At 42.6% G+C, this 23,585-nt stretch carries 27 protein-coding genes; 6 read left to right on the top strand and 21 right to left on the bottom strand.

What is annotated here, in order from left to right; translation table 11 throughout:
* Positions 1-13: 13 nt before the first annotated feature.
* Genes DH10bf12_RS02955 through DH10bf12_RS02975 form a run of 5 tightly spaced genes read right to left on the bottom strand, consistent with a single transcriptional unit; the run spans position 14 to position 4,669 of the window.
* Positions 14-946: an ABC transporter permease subunit gene (locus tag DH10bf12_RS02955; RefSeq protein ID WP_471737130.1), complete on the bottom strand. Its 933-nt coding sequence runs from the start codon at positions 944-946 to the stop codon at positions 14-16.
* Between the two features lies 1 nt (position 947).
* On the bottom strand, positions 948-2,417 hold the full coding sequence (locus DH10bf12_RS02960) for a sugar ABC transporter ATP-binding protein (protein ID WP_471738177.1): 1,470 nt from the start codon (positions 2,415-2,417) through the stop codon (positions 948-950).
* 17 nt (positions 2,418-2,434) lie between these two features.
* On the bottom strand, positions 2,435-2,824 hold the full coding sequence (rbsD, locus tag DH10bf12_RS02965) for a D-ribose pyranase (protein WP_471737131.1): 390 nt from the start codon (positions 2,822-2,824) through the stop codon (positions 2,435-2,437).
* Positions 2,811-3,686 carry a ribokinase gene (gene rbsK, locus DH10bf12_RS02970; RefSeq protein ID WP_471737132.1) on the bottom strand — a complete coding sequence of 292 codons (876 nt, stop codon included), beginning with the start codon at positions 3,684-3,686 and terminating at the stop codon, positions 2,811-2,813. Before rbsK ends, rbsD begins: the two co-directional genes overlap by 14 nt.
* 11 nt (positions 3,687-3,697) lie before the next feature.
* A complete protein-coding gene (locus DH10bf12_RS02975) occupies positions 3,698-4,669 on the bottom strand; it encodes a LacI family DNA-binding transcriptional regulator (RefSeq protein WP_471737133.1) in 972 nt (323 codons plus the stop codon).
* A 312-nt stretch (positions 4,670-4,981) separates the two neighbouring features.
* Here DH10bf12_RS02975 and DH10bf12_RS02980 point away from each other — a divergent pair, with 312 nt between their 5' ends.
* Positions 4,982-5,152: a Fe3+ hydroxamate ABC transporter substrate-binding protein gene (locus DH10bf12_RS02980; protein WP_471737134.1), complete on the top strand. Its 171-nt coding sequence runs from the start codon at positions 4,982-4,984 to the stop codon at positions 5,150-5,152.
* A 12-nt stretch (positions 5,153-5,164) separates the two neighbouring features.
* On the opposite strand, the gene DH10bf12_RS02985 is transcribed toward DH10bf12_RS02980, so the two are convergent.
* From DH10bf12_RS02985 to DH10bf12_RS02995, 3 genes are all read right to left on the bottom strand, one after another.
* Positions 5,165-5,716, bottom strand: coding sequence for a DUF488 domain-containing protein (locus tag DH10bf12_RS02985; RefSeq protein ID WP_471737135.1), 552 nt, complete (start codon positions 5,714-5,716; stop codon positions 5,165-5,167).
* A gap of 151 nt (positions 5,717-5,867) precedes the next feature.
* The gene (locus tag DH10bf12_RS02990; protein ID WP_471737136.1) at positions 5,868-6,959 is read right to left on the bottom strand and encodes an ABC transporter permease; all 1,092 of its coding nucleotides are present in this window, start codon (positions 6,957-6,959) and stop codon (positions 5,868-5,870) included.
* The gene (locus DH10bf12_RS02995; RefSeq protein WP_471737137.1) at positions 6,956-7,678 is read right to left on the bottom strand and encodes an ABC transporter ATP-binding protein; all 723 of its coding nucleotides are present in this window, start codon (positions 7,676-7,678) and stop codon (positions 6,956-6,958) included. Before DH10bf12_RS02995 ends, DH10bf12_RS02990 begins: the two co-directional genes overlap by 4 nt.
* 171 nt (positions 7,679-7,849) lie before the next feature.
* Here DH10bf12_RS02995 and DH10bf12_RS03000 point away from each other — a divergent pair, with 171 nt between their 5' ends.
* Together DH10bf12_RS03000 and guaC are read left to right on the top strand one after the other, a co-directional pair.
* A complete protein-coding gene (locus DH10bf12_RS03000; protein WP_471737138.1) occupies positions 7,850-8,440 on the top strand; it encodes a TetR/AcrR family transcriptional regulator in 591 nt (196 codons plus the stop codon).
* 124 nt (positions 8,441-8,564) lie between these two features.
* Positions 8,565-9,548, top strand: a complete 984-nt coding sequence (gene guaC, locus DH10bf12_RS03005) for a GMP reductase (protein WP_471737139.1) — start codon at positions 8,565-8,567, stop codon at positions 9,546-9,548.
* A gap of 240 nt (positions 9,549-9,788) precedes the next feature.
* Here guaC and DH10bf12_RS03010 read toward each other — a convergent pair whose 3' ends face one another.
* Positions 9,789-10,283: a lactoylglutathione lyase family protein gene (locus tag DH10bf12_RS03010; RefSeq protein WP_471737140.1), complete on the bottom strand. Its 495-nt coding sequence runs from the start codon at positions 10,281-10,283 to the stop codon at positions 9,789-9,791.
* Positions 10,284-10,400: 117 nt separating this feature from the next.
* Here DH10bf12_RS03010 and DH10bf12_RS03015 point away from each other — a divergent pair, with 117 nt between their 5' ends.
* A complete protein-coding gene (locus DH10bf12_RS03015) occupies positions 10,401-10,742 on the top strand; it encodes a winged helix-turn-helix transcriptional regulator (protein ID WP_471737141.1) in 342 nt (113 codons plus the stop codon).
* A 342-nt stretch (positions 10,743-11,084) separates the two neighbouring features.
* Here the strand turns inward: DH10bf12_RS03015 and DH10bf12_RS03020 are convergent, their stop codons facing one another.
* Genes DH10bf12_RS03020 through DH10bf12_RS03045 form a run of 6 tightly spaced genes read right to left on the bottom strand, consistent with a single transcriptional unit; the run spans position 11,085 to position 16,633 of the window.
* Entirely contained in the window at positions 11,085-11,843 is a 759-nt protein-coding gene (locus DH10bf12_RS03020; RefSeq protein ID WP_471737142.1) for a glycerophosphodiester phosphodiesterase, read from the bottom strand.
* An 18-nt stretch (positions 11,844-11,861) separates the two neighbouring features.
* On the bottom strand, positions 11,862-13,202 hold the full coding sequence (locus tag DH10bf12_RS03025) for an ABC transporter substrate-binding protein (protein WP_471737143.1): 1,341 nt from the start codon (positions 13,200-13,202) through the stop codon (positions 11,862-11,864).
* 14 nt (positions 13,203-13,216) lie between these two features.
* Positions 13,217-14,023, bottom strand: coding sequence for a carbohydrate ABC transporter permease (locus tag DH10bf12_RS03030; RefSeq protein ID WP_471738178.1), 807 nt, complete (start codon positions 14,021-14,023; stop codon positions 13,217-13,219).
* 2 nt (positions 14,024-14,025) lie between these two features.
* Complete coding sequence (locus DH10bf12_RS03035; protein ID WP_471737144.1) at positions 14,026-14,949, bottom strand: carbohydrate ABC transporter permease; 924 nt, start codon at positions 14,947-14,949, stop codon at positions 14,026-14,028.
* The gene (locus tag DH10bf12_RS03040; RefSeq protein ID WP_471737145.1) at positions 14,946-16,052 is read right to left on the bottom strand and encodes an ABC transporter ATP-binding protein; all 1,107 of its coding nucleotides are present in this window, start codon (positions 16,050-16,052) and stop codon (positions 14,946-14,948) included. Before DH10bf12_RS03040 ends, DH10bf12_RS03035 begins: the two co-directional genes overlap by 4 nt.
* On the bottom strand, positions 16,049-16,633 hold the full coding sequence (locus DH10bf12_RS03045) for a glycerol-3-phosphate responsive antiterminator (protein ID WP_471737146.1): 585 nt from the start codon (positions 16,631-16,633) through the stop codon (positions 16,049-16,051). Before DH10bf12_RS03045 ends, DH10bf12_RS03040 begins: the two co-directional genes overlap by 4 nt.
* 447 nt (positions 16,634-17,080) lie before the next feature.
* Here DH10bf12_RS03045 and DH10bf12_RS03050 point away from each other — a divergent pair, with 447 nt between their 5' ends.
* Complete coding sequence (locus tag DH10bf12_RS03050; protein ID WP_471738179.1) at positions 17,081-17,230, top strand: BhlA/UviB family holin-like peptide; 150 nt, start codon at positions 17,081-17,083, stop codon at positions 17,228-17,230.
* A 118-nt stretch (positions 17,231-17,348) separates the two neighbouring features.
* Here the strand turns inward: DH10bf12_RS03050 and DH10bf12_RS03055 are convergent, their stop codons facing one another.
* Positions 17,349-17,900 (bottom strand): sigma factor-like helix-turn-helix DNA-binding protein, encoded by a 552-nt coding sequence (locus DH10bf12_RS03055; RefSeq protein WP_471737147.1) that lies wholly within the window; start codon positions 17,898-17,900, stop codon positions 17,349-17,351.
* A 161-nt stretch (positions 17,901-18,061) separates the two neighbouring features.
* Between DH10bf12_RS03055 and DH10bf12_RS03060 the strand changes: the two genes are divergently transcribed.
* The gene (locus DH10bf12_RS03060; protein ID WP_471737148.1) at positions 18,062-20,488 is read left to right on the top strand and encodes an N-acetylmuramoyl-L-alanine amidase family protein; all 2,427 of its coding nucleotides are present in this window, start codon (positions 18,062-18,064) and stop codon (positions 20,486-20,488) included.
* Positions 20,489-20,520: 32 nt separating this feature from the next.
* Here DH10bf12_RS03060 and DH10bf12_RS03065 read toward each other — a convergent pair whose 3' ends face one another.
* From DH10bf12_RS03065 to DH10bf12_RS03085, 5 genes are all read right to left on the bottom strand, one after another.
* A complete protein-coding gene (locus DH10bf12_RS03065) occupies positions 20,521-21,099 on the bottom strand; it encodes a hypothetical protein (RefSeq protein WP_471737149.1) in 579 nt (192 codons plus the stop codon).
* Between the two features lie 529 nt (positions 21,100-21,628).
* Entirely contained in the window at positions 21,629-21,979 is a 351-nt protein-coding gene (locus DH10bf12_RS03070; RefSeq protein WP_471737150.1) for a hypothetical protein, read from the bottom strand.
* 137 nt (positions 21,980-22,116) lie between these two features.
* On the bottom strand, positions 22,117-22,479 hold the full coding sequence (locus tag DH10bf12_RS03075) for a GNAT family N-acetyltransferase (RefSeq protein ID WP_471737151.1): 363 nt from the start codon (positions 22,477-22,479) through the stop codon (positions 22,117-22,119).
* A 113-nt stretch (positions 22,480-22,592) separates the two neighbouring features.
* The gene (locus DH10bf12_RS03080) at positions 22,593-23,141 is read right to left on the bottom strand and encodes a hypothetical protein (protein WP_471737152.1); all 549 of its coding nucleotides are present in this window, start codon (positions 23,139-23,141) and stop codon (positions 22,593-22,595) included.
* Positions 23,141-23,431 (bottom strand): hypothetical protein, encoded by a 291-nt coding sequence (locus DH10bf12_RS03085; protein ID WP_471737153.1) that lies wholly within the window; start codon positions 23,429-23,431, stop codon positions 23,141-23,143. Before DH10bf12_RS03085 ends, DH10bf12_RS03080 begins: the two co-directional genes overlap by 1 nt.
* Positions 23,432-23,585 lie beyond the last annotated feature (154 nt).

Below are 23,585 nucleotides of genomic sequence, written 5' to 3' on the forward strand. Positions count from 1 at the left end.
TTAGTTTTTATTATTAAGCAGCTTTTTTCCGGTCCAGCAATACTGCCAGCAGAATCACGCCGCCTTTTACCACCTGTTGATAAAAAGAAGATACATTCATCAAGTTGAGCCCATTATTAAGGACTCCAATAATTAGTGCACCGATTAACGTGCCGACAATCCATCCACGACCGCCAGTCAAACTTGTACCGCCTAATACAACAGCAGCAATCGCATCAAGCTCATATGCAGTACCGGCTGTCGGTTGAGCTGAGTTCAAACGTGATGTCAGGATAATCCCTGCAAGTACACTTAGCACACCTGTTAACGTATAGACACCAATTTTAATGCGGTCTACATTTAACCCTGCAAGTCTCGAAGCCTCTTCATTCCCACCGACTGAATAAACGCCGCGTCCAAATGTGGTTTTCTTCAGAATGAACCATAATACACCAAAAGCTAAAAACATCGTAATGACCGGGAATGGAATCCCGAAAACATACCCTTTACCAATCATCTGAAAAGAGAACGCATCTGAAAGTCCCGTTACAGGACGGCCTTCTGTATACACAAGCGTCAACCCGCGGTAAATCGTCATGGTTGCGAGTGTTGCAATAAACGGGGCAACCTTACCTTTTGTAATAATGATCCCGTTGAATGCACCCATGGCTGCACCGATCAGTAAGCCAATTAAAATAGCGAGAATCGGATCAAAACCTGATGTCATTGCACCTGCAGTCAGCGCTGCACCAAGCGCCAGCATTGAGCCGACTGACAGGTCAATCCCGCCTGTTAAAATGACAAATGTCATTCCGAATGCAATCAATGCGTTAATCGAGACCTGCCTTAAAATATTCAGGATATTGTTAAGGTCAAGGAAGTTCGGACTTAAAATGGATAGTACGACTACGATCAGTAACAATCCAAGGAAAGGACCGATTTTTTGGATAATACCTGAGTTTTTCAATTTACTCTCCTCCTGTTGCTGCTGTCATAATTTTTTCCTGATCCGCGTCTGTCCGGTTCATGATTGCAGTGATTTTTCCCTCATGCATCACAAGAATCCGGTCTGACATCCCGAGGATTTCAGGAAGCTCTGATGACACCATAATGATAGACACGCCTCTTGCAGTCAGATCATTCATAATCTGATAAATCTCTTTTTTCGCACCGACATCAACCCCTCTGGTCGGTTCATCGAGGATCAGTACGGAAGGGTTCGTCGCAAGCCATTTCCCGATGACGATCTTCTGCTGATTCCCTCCACTGAGCGACTTCGCTTCCTGCTCCGGTCCGGAAGTTTTGATTCTCAGTTGCTTGATTAGTTCAGTTGCTGAAGCATGTTCTTTCTTTGCATTCATCAGGCTCCATTTGGAAATGTTGTTGAACTGAGCAGTTGAAAGATTCTCCCTGACTGTCTGATTCAGAATCAGCCCTTCGCCTTTTCTGTCTTCAGTGACGAATGCCATCCCTGCCCGAATTGATTTCTTAGGCGTCGGCTTCTTCAGCGTTTTCCCTTCAATTTGAATTACTCCTGAGCTTTTATCAGCTCCGAACAGTGCTCTCATCAGTTCTGTTCTTCCGGCACCCATCAGTCCGGCCACGCCCAGAATCTCTCCCTCTTTCAGATCAAAAGAAGCTGATTTTACGCCGGTGGATGAAGACAGATTTTCAACTGTCAGCCTCACTTTTCCAGGTGTCACCTTTCTTTCAGGAAACTGTTCGCCAAGCTCACGTCCAACCATCATTTTTACAACTTCCTGAAAGTTGGTTTCTTTGATTACTCTCGTTCCAACTGAAGCACCATCTCTCAGGACGGTAATCCGGTCGCACATACTGAAGATCTCTTCCATCCGGTGAGAAATATAAACGATCGCTACATTTTTCTTTTTGAGACCATTCATCACGTTAAACAGTACATCAATTTCCTTTTTCGTCAGTGCCGCTGTGGGCTCATCCATAATCAGCACTTCACTGTTAGCAGACACCGCCCTGGCAATCTCGATCATCTGTTGCTGGCCAACTGAGCATTCTGCAGCAGACTTTTTGGGGTCAAGCTTGATGCCGAGCTCCATCAGCCAGGCTTTCGCTTCTTCATTCATTTCCTTATTTCTTAAAATGCCTGTTTTCCCGGCTGTTTTTTCTTTTCCTAAGAAGAAGTTTTCAGCAACTGTCAGCTCAGGAATGATATTCAGCTCCTGATGAATCACACTGATACCGGCTTTTTCAGCTTCTTTTGGGTTTTTAAAAGATGTTTTTTTCCCTTTGTAAGTGATTTCTCCCTGGTCTTTCGGATGAATACCTGTGAGAATTTTCATCAGCGTCGATTTACCTGCTCCGTTTTCACCCATCAGCGCATGAATCTCGCCAGGCTTTAAGTCAAAGGAGACGCCGGTGAGCACCTGAACCGGTCCAAAGGCTTTGTGAATGTCCGTCATTTCAATGATTGGCTTACTCAAAAGATCACCCCCGCGTGCAGTATGATATTTGCATATGGCGTATGTTCTCCCGTCCGAATGACTGCTTTTGCTGTAGATGTCTTCTGCTTGAATTGTTCATGTGATACTTTCTGAATGAAGTTGAATTGTTCATTTACAAGGCTGCTGAACGTGAGATTTTGAGTGTCTGCTTCTTCTGCAATGGTGACTGACTCAACCTCCATCTCTTTGATAACCGCTTTTAGAACCGTTTCTATATCCGGAATGCCAAGCGTAAGAGACAGATCAATTTTTTTCACATGCTCAGGTATCGGTAGCCCGCAGTCAGCAATCACAACTGTATCTGTATGACCAAGATCAGCCAGCACTTTCGTGATCTCACTGTTTAAAAAGTTACTTTTGCGCATGATCTTCGCCTCCTTCAAGCTGCTCGAGTGTCGGCATGGCACTTTGTGCACCAAGCGCTGTAATTGACATACTGGCTGCCTTGACTGCTTTTTCAACAGCCGGTCTTAAATCAAACCCCTGATCAAGAAACGCTGCAAGCGCTCCGTTGAATGTATCGCCTGCTCCAGTCGTATCAACCGGTGTCACTTTAGGTGCGGGTACCAGCACTTCTTCACTATTTTCAAAAAAGCTTGCACCTTCACTGCCTCTTGTAACAATTAATTTCTCTCTGTAGGCTTCATTAAAATTGCTTTCTTTCTTAAGGGCAGCTGCCTCGTGTTCATTTGGTGTGACATAGTCAGCAAGTTCCCACCATTCTGCCGGAAGCGGTTTAAATGGCGCGGGATTTAAAATCACGGTGCTGCCACTTGCTTTTGCCGCTTTCATCGCCTCTTCAACCGCTTCATCCGGAATTTCAAGCTGTACCAGCAGGACACCTCTATCCATTCCAGTGAGCGTCTCTTTGATATAAGTCCGGTCCACATGTCCGTTTGCACCGGCAACCACAATAATCTGATTATCCTGTTCAGCCACGACAATCGACGCGGTCCCTGTCGGCAAATGTGTAACCGGTTTCACATCAGATACATCAACATTTTCTTTCGTTAAGTGCTCAAGGTAACTCTCACCATAAAGGTCGTCTCCCACTTTACCGATCATTTTCACTTTGCCGCCAAGTCTTGCAGCTGCAACGGCCTGGTTCGCACCTTTTCCTCCAAACACTGTGGAGAAACCGGTACCTAAAATGGTTTCTCCCGGAAGCGGAAATCTTTCCGCTTCTGTGACAAGATCTATATTTAAACTGCCTGCTACTGTAATCATGCAATCACTCCTTATTTCGTTGACTGTCTGACGGTTAATTCCGCATTGAGCCTGACATGCTCAGGTGCCAATCCCGGATTTTCAAGCCGTTTGAGCAGCATCTCAGCTGCTTTCTTTCCAATCTGGTAGATCGGCTGCTGCATTGTACTAAGTTCCGGCGTAACTGCTGTACCCCACTCCACACCGTCAAAGCCCATCACTGAAAGTTCTTTAGGTACGTCAATTCCGAGCTTCGCAGCGGCTTTCAGTGCACCAATTGCCATGACATCGTTACCTGCAAAAATCGCATCAACCTGCTGATGCTTTGTTAACAGCTGCATCGTTTTCAGCATGCCGCTTTGAAGCTCATAAGACCCTTCCTGAATCATTTCTTCAAGACCGTTTTTCTGGGTGAAGTCTTTATACGCTCTCAGTCTTTCGCTTGAAGTAAAGACGTGTGAAGGACCTGCCAGGTGAGCAATTCTTTTACATCCTCTTTCAACCAGAAATTCAAGTGCTTTAAAACTGCTTTCATAGTTATCAATTGTGACAGAAGCAATTCTGTCATCTATATGGCGATCCAGTGCGATGACCGGTACACTAAGCGGCTCAAGGTGTTCCCATTTAAGCGTGTTAGAGACAACAATGACGCCGTCAATGTACTTTGACGTCATTCCTTTCAGATAATCAAGCTCATGCTGGATATTTTCATCACTGTTGAAAAGGATCGTTGTATACCCTTTTGGATACATGACATCTTCAACCGCTCTGACCAGCTGAGGGAAAAAGGGGTTTGTAATGTCAGGAATTAAAAGCCCAATTGTATTAGAAGATTTTTTAAAGAGACTTCTGGCTACGCTGTTTGGATTATATTGAAGCTCTTCAATCGCTTTCAGCACCGCTTTACGCGTATCTTCATGCACATATCCTTTATCATTGAGCACTCTTGAAACCGTTGCGACTGAAACACCCGCATGCTGTGCTACCTGCTTAATCGTTGCCATTTCACCACACCCTGGAATTTATGTAATCGGTTACATATTTTAGTTTTAGAAAACCGGTTACCTTTAAAAATGATTTTATGTAACCGGTTACACGTATTGTATAAGGGGATGAAAAGCGTGTCAAGAGGGGAATATATTTACAATTGGAACAAAAACCGCACGAAACGGTAAAGTCGTAACACATCCATTTGTCTGATCTGCTGTATCATCTTCATTTCTCCCTTCCTGCTCTCCAGTGAATTGTAAGTCTGCTTCATTTCATATAAACTTACTTCAACTTACAAAAAACAGAAAGAACAGGAGGCTTCCAACATGTTGTTTGACCCGCCAAAATGTACAAATTGCGGCAGGGAAATCGAGGGGGACGAGCAGGTGTATGCAAAACTCCGCTATCCGAAAAGAAAAGGATTTACTGAAATTAAAGCGTATTTAAGAAATGAAGCATCGTTTTTGTGTGAAGACTGCTTTGAAAAGAGGGCATGAGCTTATGCCCTCTTATTTGATCAAAGGATAGACAACCTCCCCGCTGTCTTCAATCACAGGCACCGCTCCCCATTGACCAAGCTCATGATCTACTAGCTTCGGCTCACCTTTTGTTCCCGGAATAATATGATGCACACGCCAGCCGTTTGCCTGCAGCCAATTACTGATAATCAGCCGATGACACCTGGCGGGATGATGCTCTGAGCACATATAAGCGACACTTTCCTTCTCAGCAAGCTTCACCAGCCCCCCAACGCCAACCTTAAATTCATCTGTCAGCGAATAATCCGCATAATTGTGAAAAGACCGGTTCTCCCATCCGGCATTCAGATCCTCTCCAACCTCACTTGATATTCTTCTTCTCCCACCCAGTTCCGGAAAATGCCGATAGCCGATCCCTGATTGTTCAAGCCACTTCTTCAAATTCTCCTTTTTAAATTGAGGGCTTCTCCGACTCCCCGGAAAAGCGCGTACGTCTGCTATATAACTGATATCTTCAGCCTTCAGCATATGTAGGAATTCTTCTTCAGTGTGTTTGTAATGACCGATTGTGTAGATTTTCAATATGAACCGTCCCCTTTCAATGCAAAGGAATCCATTCTTTATGTTCTCACTTAGTTCATACCCTTCATCCATCCCCATTATGATAAAAATGCGACCTTTCATTTTTTAAGAAAAGTGCCTTTGCCAACTGTATAGGCAAAGACACTTCAAATCATATTTTTCTATACTTTTTCAAAGCCGTTATATTGACGATCGTCAGAACAATCGCCAGACCAAGCAAAATCAGCAGGTCTATATAAATCTCACCTATCCCCTGCCCGAAAATCATGACAGCCTTTAACGCGTCTCCTCCATAATAAAGCGGCATAATTTTCGCAATCACCTGGAGCCACTCCTGCAGAGAATCGACAGGCAGTAGCCCTGCAAAAAAGATTTGCGGAATCACTACGATCGGAATGAACTGGACCATCTGGAGTTCTGAATTGGCAAAAGTGGATAGTAACAGTCCGAACGCCAGCGCTACAAAAGCAATCAGACTGTTAATCAGCAGCACATACCAGATGCTTCCTGCAATCTGAATGTCCAGAATATACGTACTGTAAAAGACCACAATGATGGTCTGTATAACGGCAAATATGCCATACCCGATCAGATAGCCAAACACAATATCAGAACGCTTTACAGGTGTGGCAAGCAATCGGTCGAGTGTGCCTGTCGTCCGTTCTCGTAAAAGCGATATACCTGAAATAAGAAATACAAAAAAGAAGACGAAGAATCCGATTAAAAATGGACTGATTGTATCGAAAAATGTTGTTTCGTCTGACCCAAACTCATATGCTTCATCCACATCCAATAACCCTGGCCCTTCATCCGGCTTAATCAGTCCGCTTTCAGCTGCCTTCATCATTACTTCCTCTACCTGCAAAGCGAAATGCTGCTGGCGAAGTCCTGCAACCTGTGCCTTCACACCACCAATCGTGGTAGTGGAACTTGCGTTATAAGTGACTTGAAGCAGGTCATCCTCGAAAAGAAAATAAGCATCCAGGTCTTCATTAAGCAGAAGTTCATTTATTGATTCATTCGGTTCTACAGAGACAAGACCAACATCCGCTTCTTCAAGCTGATCAATCATCTGATCCGTTAAGCCTGTTTCACCAATGCGTGCAATACTCTCCTGATCAGTCTGAAAGAGGAAATAAACAAGTGTCAGAATTAACAATGGTGCAACAAGCATTAACGCGAGTGTTCTGCGATCTTTAAAAATCTGCTGAATAATCCGTTCTGCTACTGCAAGCATCCTCATGCTGATTCACCAGCTTTCTTTAATAGAAAAATCGATTCAATCGAATCTGTGTTAAATTGATTTTTCAACTCCTGAGGCGTTCCGACTGCTAAAACTGAGCCTTCAAGTAAAAGCACCAGCCTGTCACAGCGTTCTGCTTCATCCATTACATGTGTCGTTACGAGAATAGAGCCACCCTGCTGCTTCAGTAACTGAAGCTTCTCCCAGATCTGCTTTCTCAGTCTTGGATCAATCCCAACTGTTGGTTCGTCCAACACAAGAATGTCAGGCTCATGCAACAGAGCCAGTGCTAAAGATAACCTTCTTTTCATTCCGCCGGAGTAATTCATCACCTTTTTTGATAAGTCGCTTTCTAAATCAACAAGACCCATACACTCACTGATACGCTGCTTCCTTTTGTTTTTAGGTACGCCATACAGCTTTGAAAAGAAAACCAGCTGCTGCTCAGCACTCAGCTCCATATACAGCGCATCAGACTGAGCCATATAGCCAATCTGATTTAACAACAAGCGGTTTGGCATGCGTTGATTCTGAATGGTCACCTTTCCCTCATCCGCTTTCTCCATGCCAATAATCGTTTTGACCACGGTCGTTTTCCCTGAACCTGATGGACCGATGAGGCCGACAATTTCTCCCTTGCTGACCGTAAAAGAAATATCTTTTAAAACCTCTATGTCCCCAAAAGATTTCGATATGCCTGATACCTCCACTGCATGCATATAAATACTCCTTTCTATTAGACAAAATATTGCTTAATGAACACTGTGTTGATTATAATCATATTAAATTGAGGAGATAATACAATCGTTATTTTCTATGTATTTGTTGATTAATTAACAATTTCAGGCTGATTGTCTATTATCGTTAAACTTTTTCAGAGGGGGAAAACGATGAAGCAGGATTTACGTGTGAAGAAAACGAAAAAAGCCATCCGGCATGCACTGCTCAGACTTGTAGATAAAAAAACATTTGCGCGGATCAGCGTCAGTGATATTTGTGATGAAGCTGAAATCAACCGGGGCACCTTTTATCTTCATTACACAGACAAGTTTGACCTGCTTGAAAAAATACAGCAGGAGCTGCTGGACCACTTATGGATGATTGTCACGACCAGAATGACAGAGAAGATAAATGTTCTGAAAGAAAAACCGGATAAATTGAAATTATTCGCAACAGAACTTTTTCATTATCTCGATCAGGAAGCCGACTTATTTTATATGCTGCTCGTCAAGACTGTGGACCCATCATTTCATAATCGACTAAAAGCACTCATTCAAAAAAACATGGAGAGACTCAGCCCACCTGCAGAAGAACCGGTGTCTTTTCATGTGGACTATGTCATGGCCTACGTCACAAGTGCCATCGTTGGCATGTTGCAGCACTGGCTTGCAAACGGGAGGAAAATACCGCCTGAAGAAATGGCTTTGCTGGTGGTAAAAATCAACCTGAACGGACCAATGAAAATGATGAGTGCAGAATAATGCTCTTTTCAGAAATTCTTTCAGTGGTTAAATTGACATCCTATCTAAAACACTGTAAATTACTAAATGTACGAACAATAATTTAAAAAACTAATTAAAATATTCGCCTTTAGGAGTGTTTCATATGGATAATGTATTTGATTACGAGGATATTCAATTAATTCCCGCAAAATGTGTCGTTGACAGTCGATCAGAATGTGATACATTAGTAAAGTTTGGCAAGCATACATTTAAGCTGCCGGTCGTACCTGCTAACATGCAGACGATTATCGATGAAAAGATTGCAGTGCATTTAGCTGAAAACGGTTACTTCTATATCATGCACCGGTTCGAACCGGAAGCACGTATAACATTTATCAAAGAGATGGAGTCAAAAGGACTGATTACATCGATCAGTGTCGGTGTGAAATCAGAAGAATACGGATTTATCGAAGAACTGGCTTCTGCTAACCTGGTGCCTGACTACATCACAATCGATATCGCGCACGGTCATTCCAACGCAGTGATCGAAATGATCAAACACATCAAAAAGCATCTGCCTGAAAGCTTTGTGATCGCCGGAAACGTCGGTACACCTGAAGCAGTGAGAGAGCTTGAGAATGCAGGCGCTGACGCAACAAAAGTGGGCATCGGGCCTGGTAAAGTATGTATCACGAAAATCAAAACCGGCTTTGGCACAGGCGGCTGGCAATTAGCAGCACTTCGCTGGTGTGCAAAAGCAGCAAGTAAGCCAGTCATTGCTGACGGCGGCATCCGTACCCATGGCGATATCGCAAAATCAGTCCGCTTCGGCGCATCAATGGTGATGATCGGTTCGCTATTTGCCGGTCACGAGGAATCACCTGGCGAAACAACTGAAGTAGACGGCAAACGCGTGAAGGAATACTTCGGCTCAGCCTCAGAATTCCAAAAAGGCGAAAAGAAGAACGTTGAAGGCAAGAAAATGTTCGTTGAGCATAAAGGTTCCCTTCAGGATACACTGACTGAAATGGAACAGGATCTGCAGTCTGCGATTTCATATGCAGGCGGGAAAACACTTGAGTCGATTAAGCATGTGGATTATGTTGTGGTGAAGAATTCGATTTTTAATGGGGATAAGGTTTATTGAGTTTGGGTTGTTTGTGAAGGTTCGTGGAGTGCTGGTCACGATGTTCGAGGGAAAACATGTGGTGTTCGGCGTATAATAACTGATGTTCGGCGTATCACACGTCATGTTCGACGGAAAACCCAAGTGGTTCGACGCTTCCCAGACGAACTTCGACACTTCATGACATTTGACCTATCCCACACAAACGCAAAAAAGCGGCTGGCGCACATCACCAGCCGCTTTTTCTGTATAACCAATTGATTAATAAGCACCCGCCGAATACGTCATCTCATAGCTGTGCGTATAAATCTCGAAAATATTGCCAAACGGATCTTCTACATATACCATTTTGAACGGCTTATCATCTGGATAATATTCACGGATCGGCATACGCTGTTTCCCGCCGTGCGCAATAATTTTCTCAACAAGCCCCTCAATGTCAGGATCCTGCACGCAAAAGTGGAAAATGCCTGTTTTCCAGTATTCAAAGTTGTTATCAGGCTGCTCATTTTGCGGAAATTCAAATAGTTCAATGCCGATTTTATCACCAGTTGAAAGGTGAGCAATGCGGAACTCCTCCCAATCATTGCCGAATACGTCACGGCACATCTGTCCAATTGCCGTATCATCATTGTACACAGGCGACGGCTCCATCATCGTATACCAGCCAAATACCTCGGTATAAAATTTCACTGCTGCATCTAAATCCGGAACAGAAAGTCCGATGTGAGAAAAGTTTCTAGGATAAGTTGTCATGTTAAATTCCTCCTCAATTCGTTTGACACCCCTATTATAAAGGGGTATTCTTCTACACAACAGAGTGCACTTTTTGGGAAGATACTACCCAAAAAGGTAGTAATGGAGGGATCATTCGTGACAGAAGAGATTCACGTTGATGATAAAGGAAAACTGAAATGCTCGATTGACTATACGTTAAATAAAGTCGGCGGGAAATGGAAGCTCGTGATCCTCTGGCATGTCACATTCGATGGCACTCAGCGATATAATGAGCTGCGCAGACGACTGCCCGGCATTACTCATAAAATGCTCAGCCAGCAGCTGAAGGAACTTGAACAGGATGGACTCATCATTCGCACGCAGTACAACGAAATGCCGCCAAAAGTTGAGTATTCAATCTCTGAAAAAGGTCTGACGCTTAAACCGGTTCTTGAAGCGATGCATGTGTGGGGAACGGAGCAGGGCGACATTGGCTGAGCTGTGAAAATTATTTGGCTGGTTAGTGGTTCAGGACATTTCGGGGCTCGTTCAGGAGATTATCGCTGGTGTCCCGAAAATTACCCGTTATGTTCAGGAGATTACATCGGTAGTTCAGAACTAATCAGCTGACCTTCCGGAAAAAGTGACATTTGACCTAATCCACATAAACGCAAAAAAGCGGCTGGCGCGCATACCAGCCGCTTTTTCTATGCTGCCCGGCAGCAGGGGTTCCGCCGGGCAGCGGGTGGCACAGCAGGGGATGGAGTTGAGCGTTACGTTTTTGTTATCATTACAAAAATGACTCACTTAACTCCGTCCTGCCCTGTGCCAATTTTAGAATCATTTCAAAATCGACACAGCAACCTCCGTCCCCGCTGGTTCACCAAGCGCCTTCCTCAACCTTGCCGGCGAATCCGTAAACACTGCATCAACAAACCCCGGTGCTATGCCTTTCAAATCTTCCGGCTCATTAACCGTGTAAAGCCTGATTGGCAGACCGGCTGCTTCTGCGCGCAGTGATTCTGCTGTGTGCATGAAGCCCGGTCGCGCATGGATGGCATCTGCACCGAGGTGTCGCGCACATTTAACGATACCGTCAACGTTGTCCCAGACGAGGACTGCGATTGAAACAGACTGACTGATCTCACGCACGTGCCTCAATGTCTCGAGGTTAAAAGAAGAGAGAACGACTCTCTCCTTCAAATCATGGCGTTTAACTGCATCAATGACAACCTGCTCAATTCCCGGATATGGCTCACGATCGGTTTTCAGCTCAATATTCAGCTTAAGGTCTGTCCGGGAAATCCATTTCAGCACTTCTTCCAATAGCGGGATCGTTTCATCCTTACAAGCCTGGTTATACCAGCTGCCTGCATCAAGCTGTTTGAGTTCAAATACTGTCAGGTCTTTCACCGCGCCCGTTCCATTCGTTGTGCGGTCTACAGTTTCATCATGAATGACAACGGCTTCTCCGTCCTTTGAAAGCTGTACATCAATTTCGATTCCGTCTGCCTTTTCACGCAGTGCCTGTCTGAAAGCGGCCATGGTATTTTCAGGACACATCGTGCTTGCCCCGCGGTGAGCATAATAGGTTGTCATATGCGTGCCTCCCTTAGTTCAGTTTCCGTTCTTTGCTGCCTCTACTTCAAGTGCACGATTGGTTTCTTCTGCTGCCTGATCCAGCGCTTCCTGAGGATCTGCTCCCTGATACAGGCTTTCCATTGCGTTAACAACGCGCTGTCTTGCTTCAGGGAATACTGAAATCAGTGCGCCGCCAGTTGCTGCGTTCGCCTGTGTTTCTTTTAACTGATCAACGGTTACTTTCAGCTGTGGGTACTGCTCCCACTGGTCCACAACGATCTGCTCATCGTATGCTGCCGGGTTGATTGCAAAGTAGCCTGTATCAACGTGCCACTGCGCCTGTGCTTCAGCTGATGATGCGTACTTCATGAATTCCCATGCACCCTGCTTCTGCTCAGCATCGACTGCTTCAGCCATCCAGAGTGACGCACCACCGATGATGACACCGTTACGCTCTGCATCGTCCGGCACTGGCAGGTAACCAACACCTACTTCAAACGGTGCGTTATCAATCATCCCTTTTACACCAGCAGATGAATCAAGAATCATTGCAGTTGCGCCCGATTGGAACGCAGCACGCATGTCATCCCAGTTTTGACCTGAGTTATAGAATGTCCCATCATCATGCATATCCTTGATCAGGTTAAATACATTCAGCCCTTCTTCTCCGTTAAATACTGCTTCAGTCGCCTGGCCTTCGCGACCATTTTCAGCGTCTACAAAAAGTCCGCCCTGCGCTGCGACAAGCTCTTCAAAGAACCAGCCATAATTTAAAATCGAGAAGCCCTTCTGGTCGCCTTCAGTCAGTGCTGTTGCCGCTTCCTGCAGCTCACTGTACGTCATTGGCGCCTGCTCAGGATCAAGTCCTGCCGCTTCAAATGTATCCTTATTGTAGATGAGGACCGGTGTTGATGAGTTAAATGGCATTGAGTACTGAACGCCGTCTACGCTGTAATAGTTTGTGATATTCTCTTCCCAGATTGATGTATCAAAGCCTTCTTCATCAATAAAATCCTGCACAGGCTGGATATGCCCTGAATCGACCATAAATTTTGTACCGACTTCAAACACCTGCATCATGGCAGGCGACTCATCTGTCCCTGCAACAGTATTCAGCTTTGTCAGCGCTTCTTCATACGTTCCCTGGAAGACAGGCTCAACCTCGTATTCTTCCTGTGATGCATTGAAATCATCCACTAATGTATTCAGTGCTGTCTCAAGCTCACCGCTCATCGCATGCCAGAATACAACCTCCGTTTTGCCTTCTTCAGCCGGAGCTGCTGTTGCATCTGTTGTCTGAACTGCCTCATCCGTTTCACTTGAACATGCTGCTAACAGTAGTGCCATTGCAGTTGAACCGATCCAAAGCTTTTTCATTGATTGTTTCCTCCTTATTTTAGCGCCCCTTGTGTGAGGCCTTCCTGCAGTCGTTTTTGTCCTGCGAACAATAGAATCAATGTCGGTAAAATCACCATGACCACGCCAGCCATTACAACGCCCCAGTCACTTGCAATCTCCTGGGTCTGCATCTGCTTCAGACCAATCTGAACAGTGCGGTTCGCTTCATTATTCGTGACAAGAAGCGGCCATAAATACATATTCCATGCCGTTAAAAAGCTGTAAATCGCAAGCGTCGTGATCGTCGTTTTTGCAACCGGCAGCACAACCCCTGTGAAAAATCTGAGCTTGCTGATCCCCGCAATCTGGGACGCTTCATACAACTCTTTTGGAATCGTCTTGAACTGCTGGCGCAATAAAAACGTACCAAATGCCATCGCGAAAAACGGAATCGTCAGCCCTGCATAGCTGTTCAGCCAGCCAAGTGACTGCACCGTCTGGAAGTTCGGCACCATCGTCGCTTCCCACGGAATCATCATGGTGGAAATAAACAAATAGAAGATCCACTCACGTCCCTTGAACTCAATAAATACAAACGCAAACGCCGCCAGACTGCAAAGTACCAGCTGCCCAGCCATAATCAAAACTGACACAACCAAACTGTTCCATAAATACGTTAAAAGCGGCACCCGCTCAAAGGCAGAAAAATAGTTTGCAAGAGAGAAAGTTTCCGGCCACAGCGAACCCTGCAGCACCTCTCCACCCTGCATAAAGCTTATGAGAAAGGCGTAAAGAATCGGGAACACCATCACAAGTCCTGAGACGGTGAGCGTCATATAAAGTAAAACCTTTTTCCCCATGCTCACTGATAGTGCACCTTCCTTTCACCGATTTTGAACTGAAGCACCGTCACCACAAGTACCGCTACAAACAGCAGCACAGCCTGGGCACTCGCAGAACCGACGTTATAATTGATAAACGCATCCTTATAAATCGAATACACAATCACATTCGTCGACTCCATCGGTCCCCCTTTTGTTAGAAGGTCAACCTGTCCAAACGTCTGAAATGCATTGATCAGCGAAACCGTTGTCACGAAAAAGAGTGTCGGTGACAGCATCGGCAGCGTGATTTTCCGCAGCTTATAAGACTCACTCACACCTGCAACCCGTGCACTTTCATATAATGACTGGTCAATATTCTGCAGACCGCCCAGCAGGATCAGAAAAGCAAATCCCGTATTCATCCAGATCGTCGCAACCGACACTGACAGCAGCGCATACTGTGGATCAAGCAGCCACTGCACACCAGGGATATTCAGCGCGCCCAGTATGCGGTTGAACAATCCAATCGACGGATTAAATAGAAACATCCAGATCACAGAAGACGCTGCCACACTCATCCCCATCGTTGCTGAAAACATTGTACGGAAAAGCCCAATGCCTTTTAGCTTCTGATTCGCTAAAATCGCCAGTGCCGTCGCAAGCACTATTCCTGCAGGCACCGTATAAAGGACAAACAGCGCAGTCGCCTTTGCACTCAGCTGAAAGCTCGTCGACTGAAATAGATTCACAAAGTTCTCCCAGCCGACAAATACAACCGGCACACCCTGCGAATCCGTTAAAAACAGACTTAAGTATACAGTCCGGACCATTGGGTAAAAGAGAAATACACCGAAGAGAATCAGTGACGGCAGTAAAAACAGCATGCCGGTCATCCAGTTTGACCAGGCCCGCTTTCTCTCCGCCTGACGATCTGAAGACAATTCAGGCTGAATCGTTGTCATAACGACACCTTCTTAACAGGCGCCGGTTCACATACAATCCGCTCACCCGTTTCAGCTGAAAATAACGCCAGATGACGGTCATCCACACAGATCCTGATCTGCTCACCCGGCTGAACGCTGCTTTGCCCTGGCCACTTCGCAATCCACTGCGTTTCCTCACCAAAGTCGAATGTCACAAGCGTTTCAGTCCCAAGAACCTCAACATTTGCCACCTGGACTAAAAAGCCAGGCTCACTATCCTTTGCAAGCGCAATATGCTCAGGTCTCACACCAAGTGTGACTCGTCCGGATCCGATCTTCTGCTTCATATCTGCAGTGACCGGCGTCATCCAGTGGCCATCTGCAACAAGAACAGAATCCTTCATTTCAGCATCGATTAGATTCATCGGCGGCGAGCCGATAAAGGACGCTACAAACGTATTTGCCGGATTGTTATACACATCAAGCGGCCGTCCAACCTGCTGTACATCCCCGTCTGATAAAATCATCATCCGGTCCGCCATCGTCATCGCTTCTGTCTGGTCATGCGTCACGTAGATCATCGTTAAACCAAGCTTTCTCTGAAGCTGTCTGATCTCAGAGCGCATTTTTGCACGAAGCTTTGCATCAAGATTTGAAAGCGGCTCGTCCATCAGGCAAAGCGGAGCCTGAGTCACAACTGCACGTGCTAACGCTACTCGCTGACGCTGCCCGCCTGAAAGCTCACGCGGCTTCCGCTTCATATAATCACTAAGCCCAAGCATCTCGCATACTTCCTTACAGCGATTCTGCTGTTCCCTCTTTGAAACCTTTTTGACATGAAGGCCAAATGTGATATTCTGCTCCACTGTTAAATGCGGATAGAGTGCGTAATTCTGAAACACCATCGACAGATCACGCTCACTCGGACTCAAAAGGTTCGCCCGTTTCCCGTCTAACGCAAGCTCTCCTGAAGTAATCGATTCAAGTCCCGCAATCATGCGGAGCATCGTACTTTTTCCGCACCCTGAAGGTCCAACGAGCACAAAAAACTCCCCTGGCTCAATCATCACATCAATCGCTTTTAACACTTCCTGCTTACCATCATAGGATTTCGTAATCCCTTTTAACTCCACTTTTCTCATCGAATCACCTCCACAAGCGGCTTCCAAAGGTGCGTTCTCCCTGTAGAAACAGCTGTCGCACCACGTTCAATCGCCTTCTCCATCTGTCTGCGGTTCTGAATCAGGCCGCCCGTTATAATTGGAATATCTGTTTTCTTTTTTACATGTTCGATCAAATGCGGTACCACACCAGGCATCAGCTCCAGAAAATCAGGACGTGCCTGCTCCGCACTCTCAAGTCCATTTTTCAAAGCATCTGAATCGATTAAAAACAGACGCTGTATCGTTATTAACCCTTCTTTTTTCGCAGCTGCAATCAAAGAGGGTTTCGTTGTCACAATCCCCGTCGGCTGCACATGCCGCGCGATAAACTTTAATCCTTCACGGTCATAGCTGATCCCCGGAATCTTCTCAATATGTAAAAATACATCCCGGTTATGCTCTTTCAAAAAATCAACATACCGCTTAATCACCGTGAGATTTCCTAACAGTAAAAAGGCCGCCTGAATGTCTGTCTCAACAAATGCCTCAAGCTGCTTCGGCTCTTTAATCGATGCAATCACCTGAGACTCTTTCAATCTTTCTAAAAACAAAACGCTCACTCCTTTTCCCCGGCAGGCATAAAAAAATCCATGAAAATACAAAGAGGCCTTCTCTCGTTTTCATGGTTCTCATCAAGTCATACCGGACTGCTATTCACTTGTCTTTCACACGTTTGATGTTACAGCTGGAATGTTAAGCACGTTTTAAGGAGATGTGTGGGAATTGATAAGGTTTTGTTAATGTGGTGTCCATGATAGGGACTAAGGTTTCGTTACTACGAAATATGCACTTCCGAGACAGAGACTGGTGGTTCTTCTTGGTACGTGGAATATTGGGTGATGTCTTTAGTTAGGCAGCATGAAAATCTATATAGTGAACAAGTCAATATTTAAATATCTTGGTTTACAAAATCCTTTTTTATCTCTCTTACATACAGAGAAAGGAGAGTAAATACTAATGGATAATTCTTTTATTGAGTACTTGGCTACTCAGGGTATTTTTGCGGTATTTTTGCGGTATTTTTTGGCTTACTCTTTTTATATGTGTTAAGAACAAGTAAAAAGAGAGAAGAAGAATACAAAAAAATGATTGCGCTTCAGCAAGAAAATCTACCTGAGATCAAAAAGCTTTTGACTATATTGTCAAAGGAAAAATGATTGAAGAAGAACCTGTCCTAAATGGCAGGTTCTTTTTTGTTCACTATTTTTAATGCATTAAATATACGATATAATAAAAATAGAAAGCGTTTTTTCTTGTGGTTTGGTCGCCCAGGAATTAGAATGCTTTCTTTTTTAGTGTTTCATCAATAAAGTATAGTGTTTTAATTTTTTGAAGTGCTTTATTCTTTGACTGATTGACTGCTTGTCTGGAAATCCCCATATAGTGTGCTACCTCAGTAACAGAAAAAAAACTAATGTAAATGCAGTCAATGATAAACGCCTCTTTTTCAGATAACACTTCCATCATTTCTAATAGCTCGATCTCTGACCCTAAAGTTGTCTCCCCGATGTAATCTTCAAAGTCTAAAATCGCTTCATTAGTCGTTTGGTTCCTCGTTTTTTTAGAAAGACGAATGTATTCGTATTTTAATGAATTCGCGATATAGGTGAAGATGACCTTATTATTCTGGTCTTTAAATTTTTCTAGAGGTAATTTTTTTATCACTTTGATTAAATGTAACGTTAGATCTTGTCTAGTGTCTTCTCCTCTAAGAAGTCTTCCGTATTTATTAATAATTGGACGAAAAACTTCTATTAATGTTATTAGATTCTCCTCCTGTTCTTCTTTTTTAGCTAAAAGTACTAAAGAATAGAGATTATTAGACATTTCCTCACCTCCGTAGAAACATTATAACAAACGTATGTTCGTATTTTGGGGTGGTTTTTAAAATAAATTTAAATTTTTTGCTTTACACTTTCTCTCTTTTTCACTCTGTATATGGGTGACTAGTCAAAAAAGCCGGCAAAAACAGAGAGGAAGATAAGAATATGTCAGTAGGAAATTATTTAAATCTTATGCCACATATGAGTAGTTGGAGAGTATATGCTATTGGAAGATCACCCGTGGCAGGGAATGAAGTTGGCAGCTTAGCGCCAGCAATGTTTGGCGGATTATCATACCGAATCACGGGAAACCCAAGCACTGATCTTTATACAATCCAAACAGAGAGTTTTGGAACTGTGAATATTTACGCCCCTCGTGATAACGATAGTTCAATCACTACGATTGCTCAGTTTGATAATCAATCAAATTCAACAGGATCAGGGGATTACTTGAACTTACAGCCCCACATGACTTCATGGAGAGTGTACTCTGTCGGAGCTAGCCCAGTGGCAGGGAATGAAGTGGGTAGCCTAGCACCAGCAACATTTGGAGGTCTATCTTATCGAATTCTCGACGAACCCTCAGGAGATCTATATACAATCGAAACAGAAAGTTTTGGTCGTGTGAACATTTTTGCCCCACGTGATCCAGATAGTACTATTTCAAACAGTCCAGAGTTCTCAAACGGTGGTGATCGAGGCTCTTCTGAAACAGGGTCAGGAGAATTTTTAAACCTTGCCCCTCATATGGATTCTTGGAGAGTCTATCCATTTGGTGTTAGTCCAGTGAGTGGAAACGAAGTCGGAAATTTGGCGCCGTCACGCTATGGTGGATTATCATATGAAATTCTTGGACAACCTTCACCCAATTTATATACGATTTTGACGGAAAGTTTTGGTCGGGTGAATATTTACGCTCCCGAAGACAACGACAGTTCCTTTACATCTTCTCCACTTTACCTAGATTTCGCAGATGGTTCTGCTGGAGCAACTCATGGTAACTATTTAAACTTGATGCCACACATGACTTCTTGGAGAGTGTACCCTTTGGGTGTACCAATGGTGGCAGGGAATGAAGCAGGTAATCTTGGTCCGTCTCTTTTCGGTGGATTGTCTTATAGAATCCTAGGCTCAACAGGTACAGATAGTTATACAATTAGCACGGAAAGCTTTGGGACAGTCAATATTTACGCTCCAAGAGATGATGATAGTTCGATCACTTCTACTCCTGTTTTTGGTGAAGTTAGTGGAGGTACAGAATCTGGAGGCGGAAGTATTATCGTAAATGATGATCCGATTATCTCGAATCCTAATGGTGTAAAGATCTTTCTTGACGCTGGTCATGGCGGTCATGACGACGGTGCATCCGGAAATGGTCTTATTGAAAAAAACGTGAATTTGACAATTACGCGTGAACTTGGCCGAATCCTTGCTTTAAATGGCGCTAATGTTCAATTTAGACGTTCATATGACACATACAATAAATTAGATGAAATTGTAGATATGGCTAATAGTAGCGGTGCAGATCTATTTATTTCAATTCATTGTAATGCAATTTTTAGCGCCACAGTATCGGGGACAGAATGTTTTACGGATAACCCTTCGCCTGCAGAATCACAATTATCAGCAGCGATCGCAGAATCCATTTCTTCACGTATGGGGATATACAATCGAGGAGCAAAGCAGGAAAGCTTTAGAGTTATTAAAGATACTAGGATGCCAGCAATTTTAGTTGAAACTGGTTTTCTAACGAATAGCGGTGATTCATATTTACTTCGTACACAGCCAGAAGCGTTTGCATCTGCAATTGCATCTGCAATCATTTCAAATTTAGGTTTAGTTCCATCTGAACCAATTCTCACAGAAGAAGAAAAAAGGAAGTTGGTCAGAGAAGAACGCGAAAGAATAATTGAAAATTTTAGAGAAGCATATTTTCCTTTTCGTGAACATGTAACAGTGAAAGATGCTCTTCCAGTATTGGAGACGGGTGGAGATGGTGATTATGAGGCTCAATTTACTTATGGACCATTTAAAGGGAAATTTATTCTATCTAAACATCTTAAAACAACAGGCTTCTCTAATGCTAAAGCTATTGTAAAAAATGGAAAAATCGAAGGTGAAATTGGGGCGAATATTAACAATAAAATCACCGAAAATGTAGAGGATTTTGGGATTGGATTGAACGCTGCTAGCGACAAAGGTTTTGCAGTCCTAATGAAAGTTGGCGATATTCAACACTCAATCGGCTTTGATGAAAACGGAAACCCAAAGTTTACCATTACTTTAAATATGCCGGATATTGTTATTGTTGACGGAGTCGAAGCAAATCTATCAATTCAAATAGAGCTTGTGTTTGATCCTGATGTTCCTCAATTTCTAGAGTTTATTACGGTACCACAAAAAGAGGCTTTTAAAGAGGCTGTTAATAATCCTAAATTTCAAGCAGTGGCAGGCACTGCTGTTGTTCTCGCTTTAATTGTTGGGGGAATATGGTTAGTATTAGCTGTCCCTTCTGCGCCGATTTGGGCACCTCCAGTATTCTTAATGCTGTTATTAACTGACGAAATTAAAAAAATCATTGATGAAAATTAAAGATAAAAATGACCGTCTCTTATGAGAGACGGTCATTTTTCCACGATTGAAACATTTTCTTCTTTTCGAAGAGCTTCAATAATTTCCTTTACTGATCTTTCGTGCGCTTCTGTTCCTTTCTTTGGCAAAAAGAACTTTACGGCTCTAGGACTTCTTCCGTAATAGAAAAGAAAATTATTAGAGGTGGAAAAAACAAAAAGTTTAGCATGACTTAAATATTCTTTTTGATTAGGTCCGAAAAAAAATGTTCGCTTTCTTTTATTAAAACCAACCTGCAGCTGAGTTTGTCCCTTATTCATTTGGGTTTTGTAAAATTTTTTTGCCAGAGCGCCTGGCATAGCTTTCATAACAAAGTGGATAATAACCACAAAAAAGAGACCAGAAATACTCATCAATATTGCTCCTTCATTATTTAGTTCTGTGAGTTGTGAAGGGGTTTCGGCGAGAATTTCATTCTCCTTTCTGAGAGATAGATAACTTAAAAAAGTAATCAAAGGAGTAATAAAAATTGCAAACCAATAAGCAAATCTATATGCAGGTAGATTTCTCATTAATTCTACCGAATCAGCAAATGTTAAATCGACTTTCGTATTTACTACATCATTACTCATACAAAAATCCTCCAAACAAATATTTATTAACTAAATAAATCATAACATATATTGTTGAACCACACTTCTCACCTTTGTAGTCCCCAAAGTTTCACGCCAATGTTCACACTAATAGATAGTTATTAAAAACAATCTAGTAATCGTGAGACTTAAAGATAGTATTTGATGAAACGCTCTAAAAACGATGGTTTTTGAAAGGCTAATGAGGAAGATAAAATCTTCTTCTTTTTTTATTATTTATCTCAAAATTCATTTTAAAAATTATAGTTCATACACGTACATTTTTGATATAGTTAATTCAATAATGGAGATCGAAAGGTGTGTCACTTAGGGTGAAATTTCGCATCTATTTTAAGATTTATTTTGCACTGTAAGGTAGTTTTAAAAGTCCGATTTCTCATCGTTTAAATTGAGAAATCGGACTTTTTATCATTGTCTGTCTTGAAATTGTGATATCACTATTAAGAAAGATGATTACCTGCGATTAAATCTTATGCATGTGATGTTAAAGGAAATAAGAAATGTTTATTTAAATTTTTATTAACGGCCGAACAAACAATTGATCATTTCTCTCTGTTATCAATTCTGTGTAAATGTCTTCAACGTCAAAATCTGGTGTAAAATAGAAATTTTTTGTCTCCGTCTCGACAGAAACAATGTCAGCTAAAAATCTTTCCAACCCAACTCTTGTTTTGCTGATTACATCAAAAATATGAAGTACATGATTCTCCTGTTTAAAGATGACAATCAGTTGCTTCTCTTCGATATAATAAACGGCGTCATTGAAAGCGAGGATAAAGTAAAACATTAATAAATGTTCATCTCCTTTTGTCCCCAGTATTGAAGAAACAGGTATTCTTTCAGCTGCAAACTCCTTCATTATTTTGAAGTCTGTCTTATTATTAACATCTAGTTTGCGTAATGTGAATTTTTTATCACTTTATATTCTCAACTCTGAAGTTTTCAAGCTGAAACTACTTTCTTGAACTGGCTTAAAACTAAATTTTGGATAAAATTCTAGACCCGTCTCATTGGAGAATAAGTAAAGAAAGTCATAGTTCTGTTCATATTTTTTATGATATGATCCATCAGTTTAGCTGCCAACCCTTGATGACGATAATCTGGATGAGTCATCACAGTTCCCACTTGGATTGCTTTGTATTCCTCTCCATCAGAGACTATTACCATCTTATTGATGGAAGCATTCGCAATGACTTTTTCTCCATCTACATAGGAATAACAAATAAAGTTGTCATTCCAGCAGCCCTTGTTATACCATTCTTTAAAATCCAATTCAAATACGTGCTTTGCCAGTTCATTAAAACTTTCCTTATGTCTTTCGTTCTGCTTGTAGTCACTGATTAGTTGATATTCGCTCATAATATATCCTCCATTTTTTAAAATTAGTTAAAACCTTTTTTGCAATGGTTAACAGATTATTTTTCAGTTCTCGGCACTTACCTCCTTCAAATGGGAGCATGCAGTCGAAAACGTCACGTCTTAGAAAACCAAAAAAAGACCATGAGAAGAAGTCTCTTCTCATGGTCAAATTTCTGCATATTGTGAATATGCCTATTTTGAAAAATAGGTAACCTCAAAAATGTAATAAGAAGTGGCCAAAGACCATTACCTATAAAACCTCCTGGCCCGAATCCAGCAATATTTTGAATAGCAGCTGCGACCTCACTTACTACACTTTCATCAAAGTCTAATTCAAACGCTTCTTGTACGATCGTCATTGTGAAGTTAGAAAGCAATACATTTAGTTGCCAAATAGCATTAATCATTTCCATTAACGCTACATAAACTTCTTTCCCCACTCCTTTTGCCCAGTTCCATGGCATCCAGTCTCCTGAGTAGTCAACGTAGGTATCTAATTTACAGTGACTTTGAGGGTGTTCGTTATATTCAAGTTCAACTTCGCCTATATAGTCGCCATTCTGATCTTGAGACACTAAGCTATCTTGAACATTTGCGGATGCTAGAATTTGAATTAAAATATTAATCAAGAAGATTAGTAACGATTGAAAGACTCTTCGCATTACTCATTCGTCTCCTTTATTACTTTAGATTTCAGATCAGCAGTTAATGACTCAAACCCAGCTAAATAACTGTATTTAGTCCTTTTCCATTCACCCTGATCATTCTTTATTACTTCCATTTGTTCAGTAGCAATACTTTGATTATCAGGATGCTCATAGACAATTTCATAAAAATAACGTTCGTCGTTTGCTTTCCACTCAGTCAAAGTATAATTTTCAATAGCTAAGTCATTTACAGCTCCCTCTTTTGGATCTAGTACATTAGTACTTTGATCAATCAGTTCCAACATAGTGGATTGATCTTTTTGTAATGATGCATTTACCCACTCTACAGCTATATTAGAAGGGCTTTCTCTTTCACTGTTACTACAAGCTGCAGTAGTAGCAAAGACAAATATCCACCCAAGACTTATTATTGTTTTCTTCGTACATAAACCCCCGATT

Source organism: Jeotgalibacillus sp. 10bf12 (assembly GCF_055597105.1).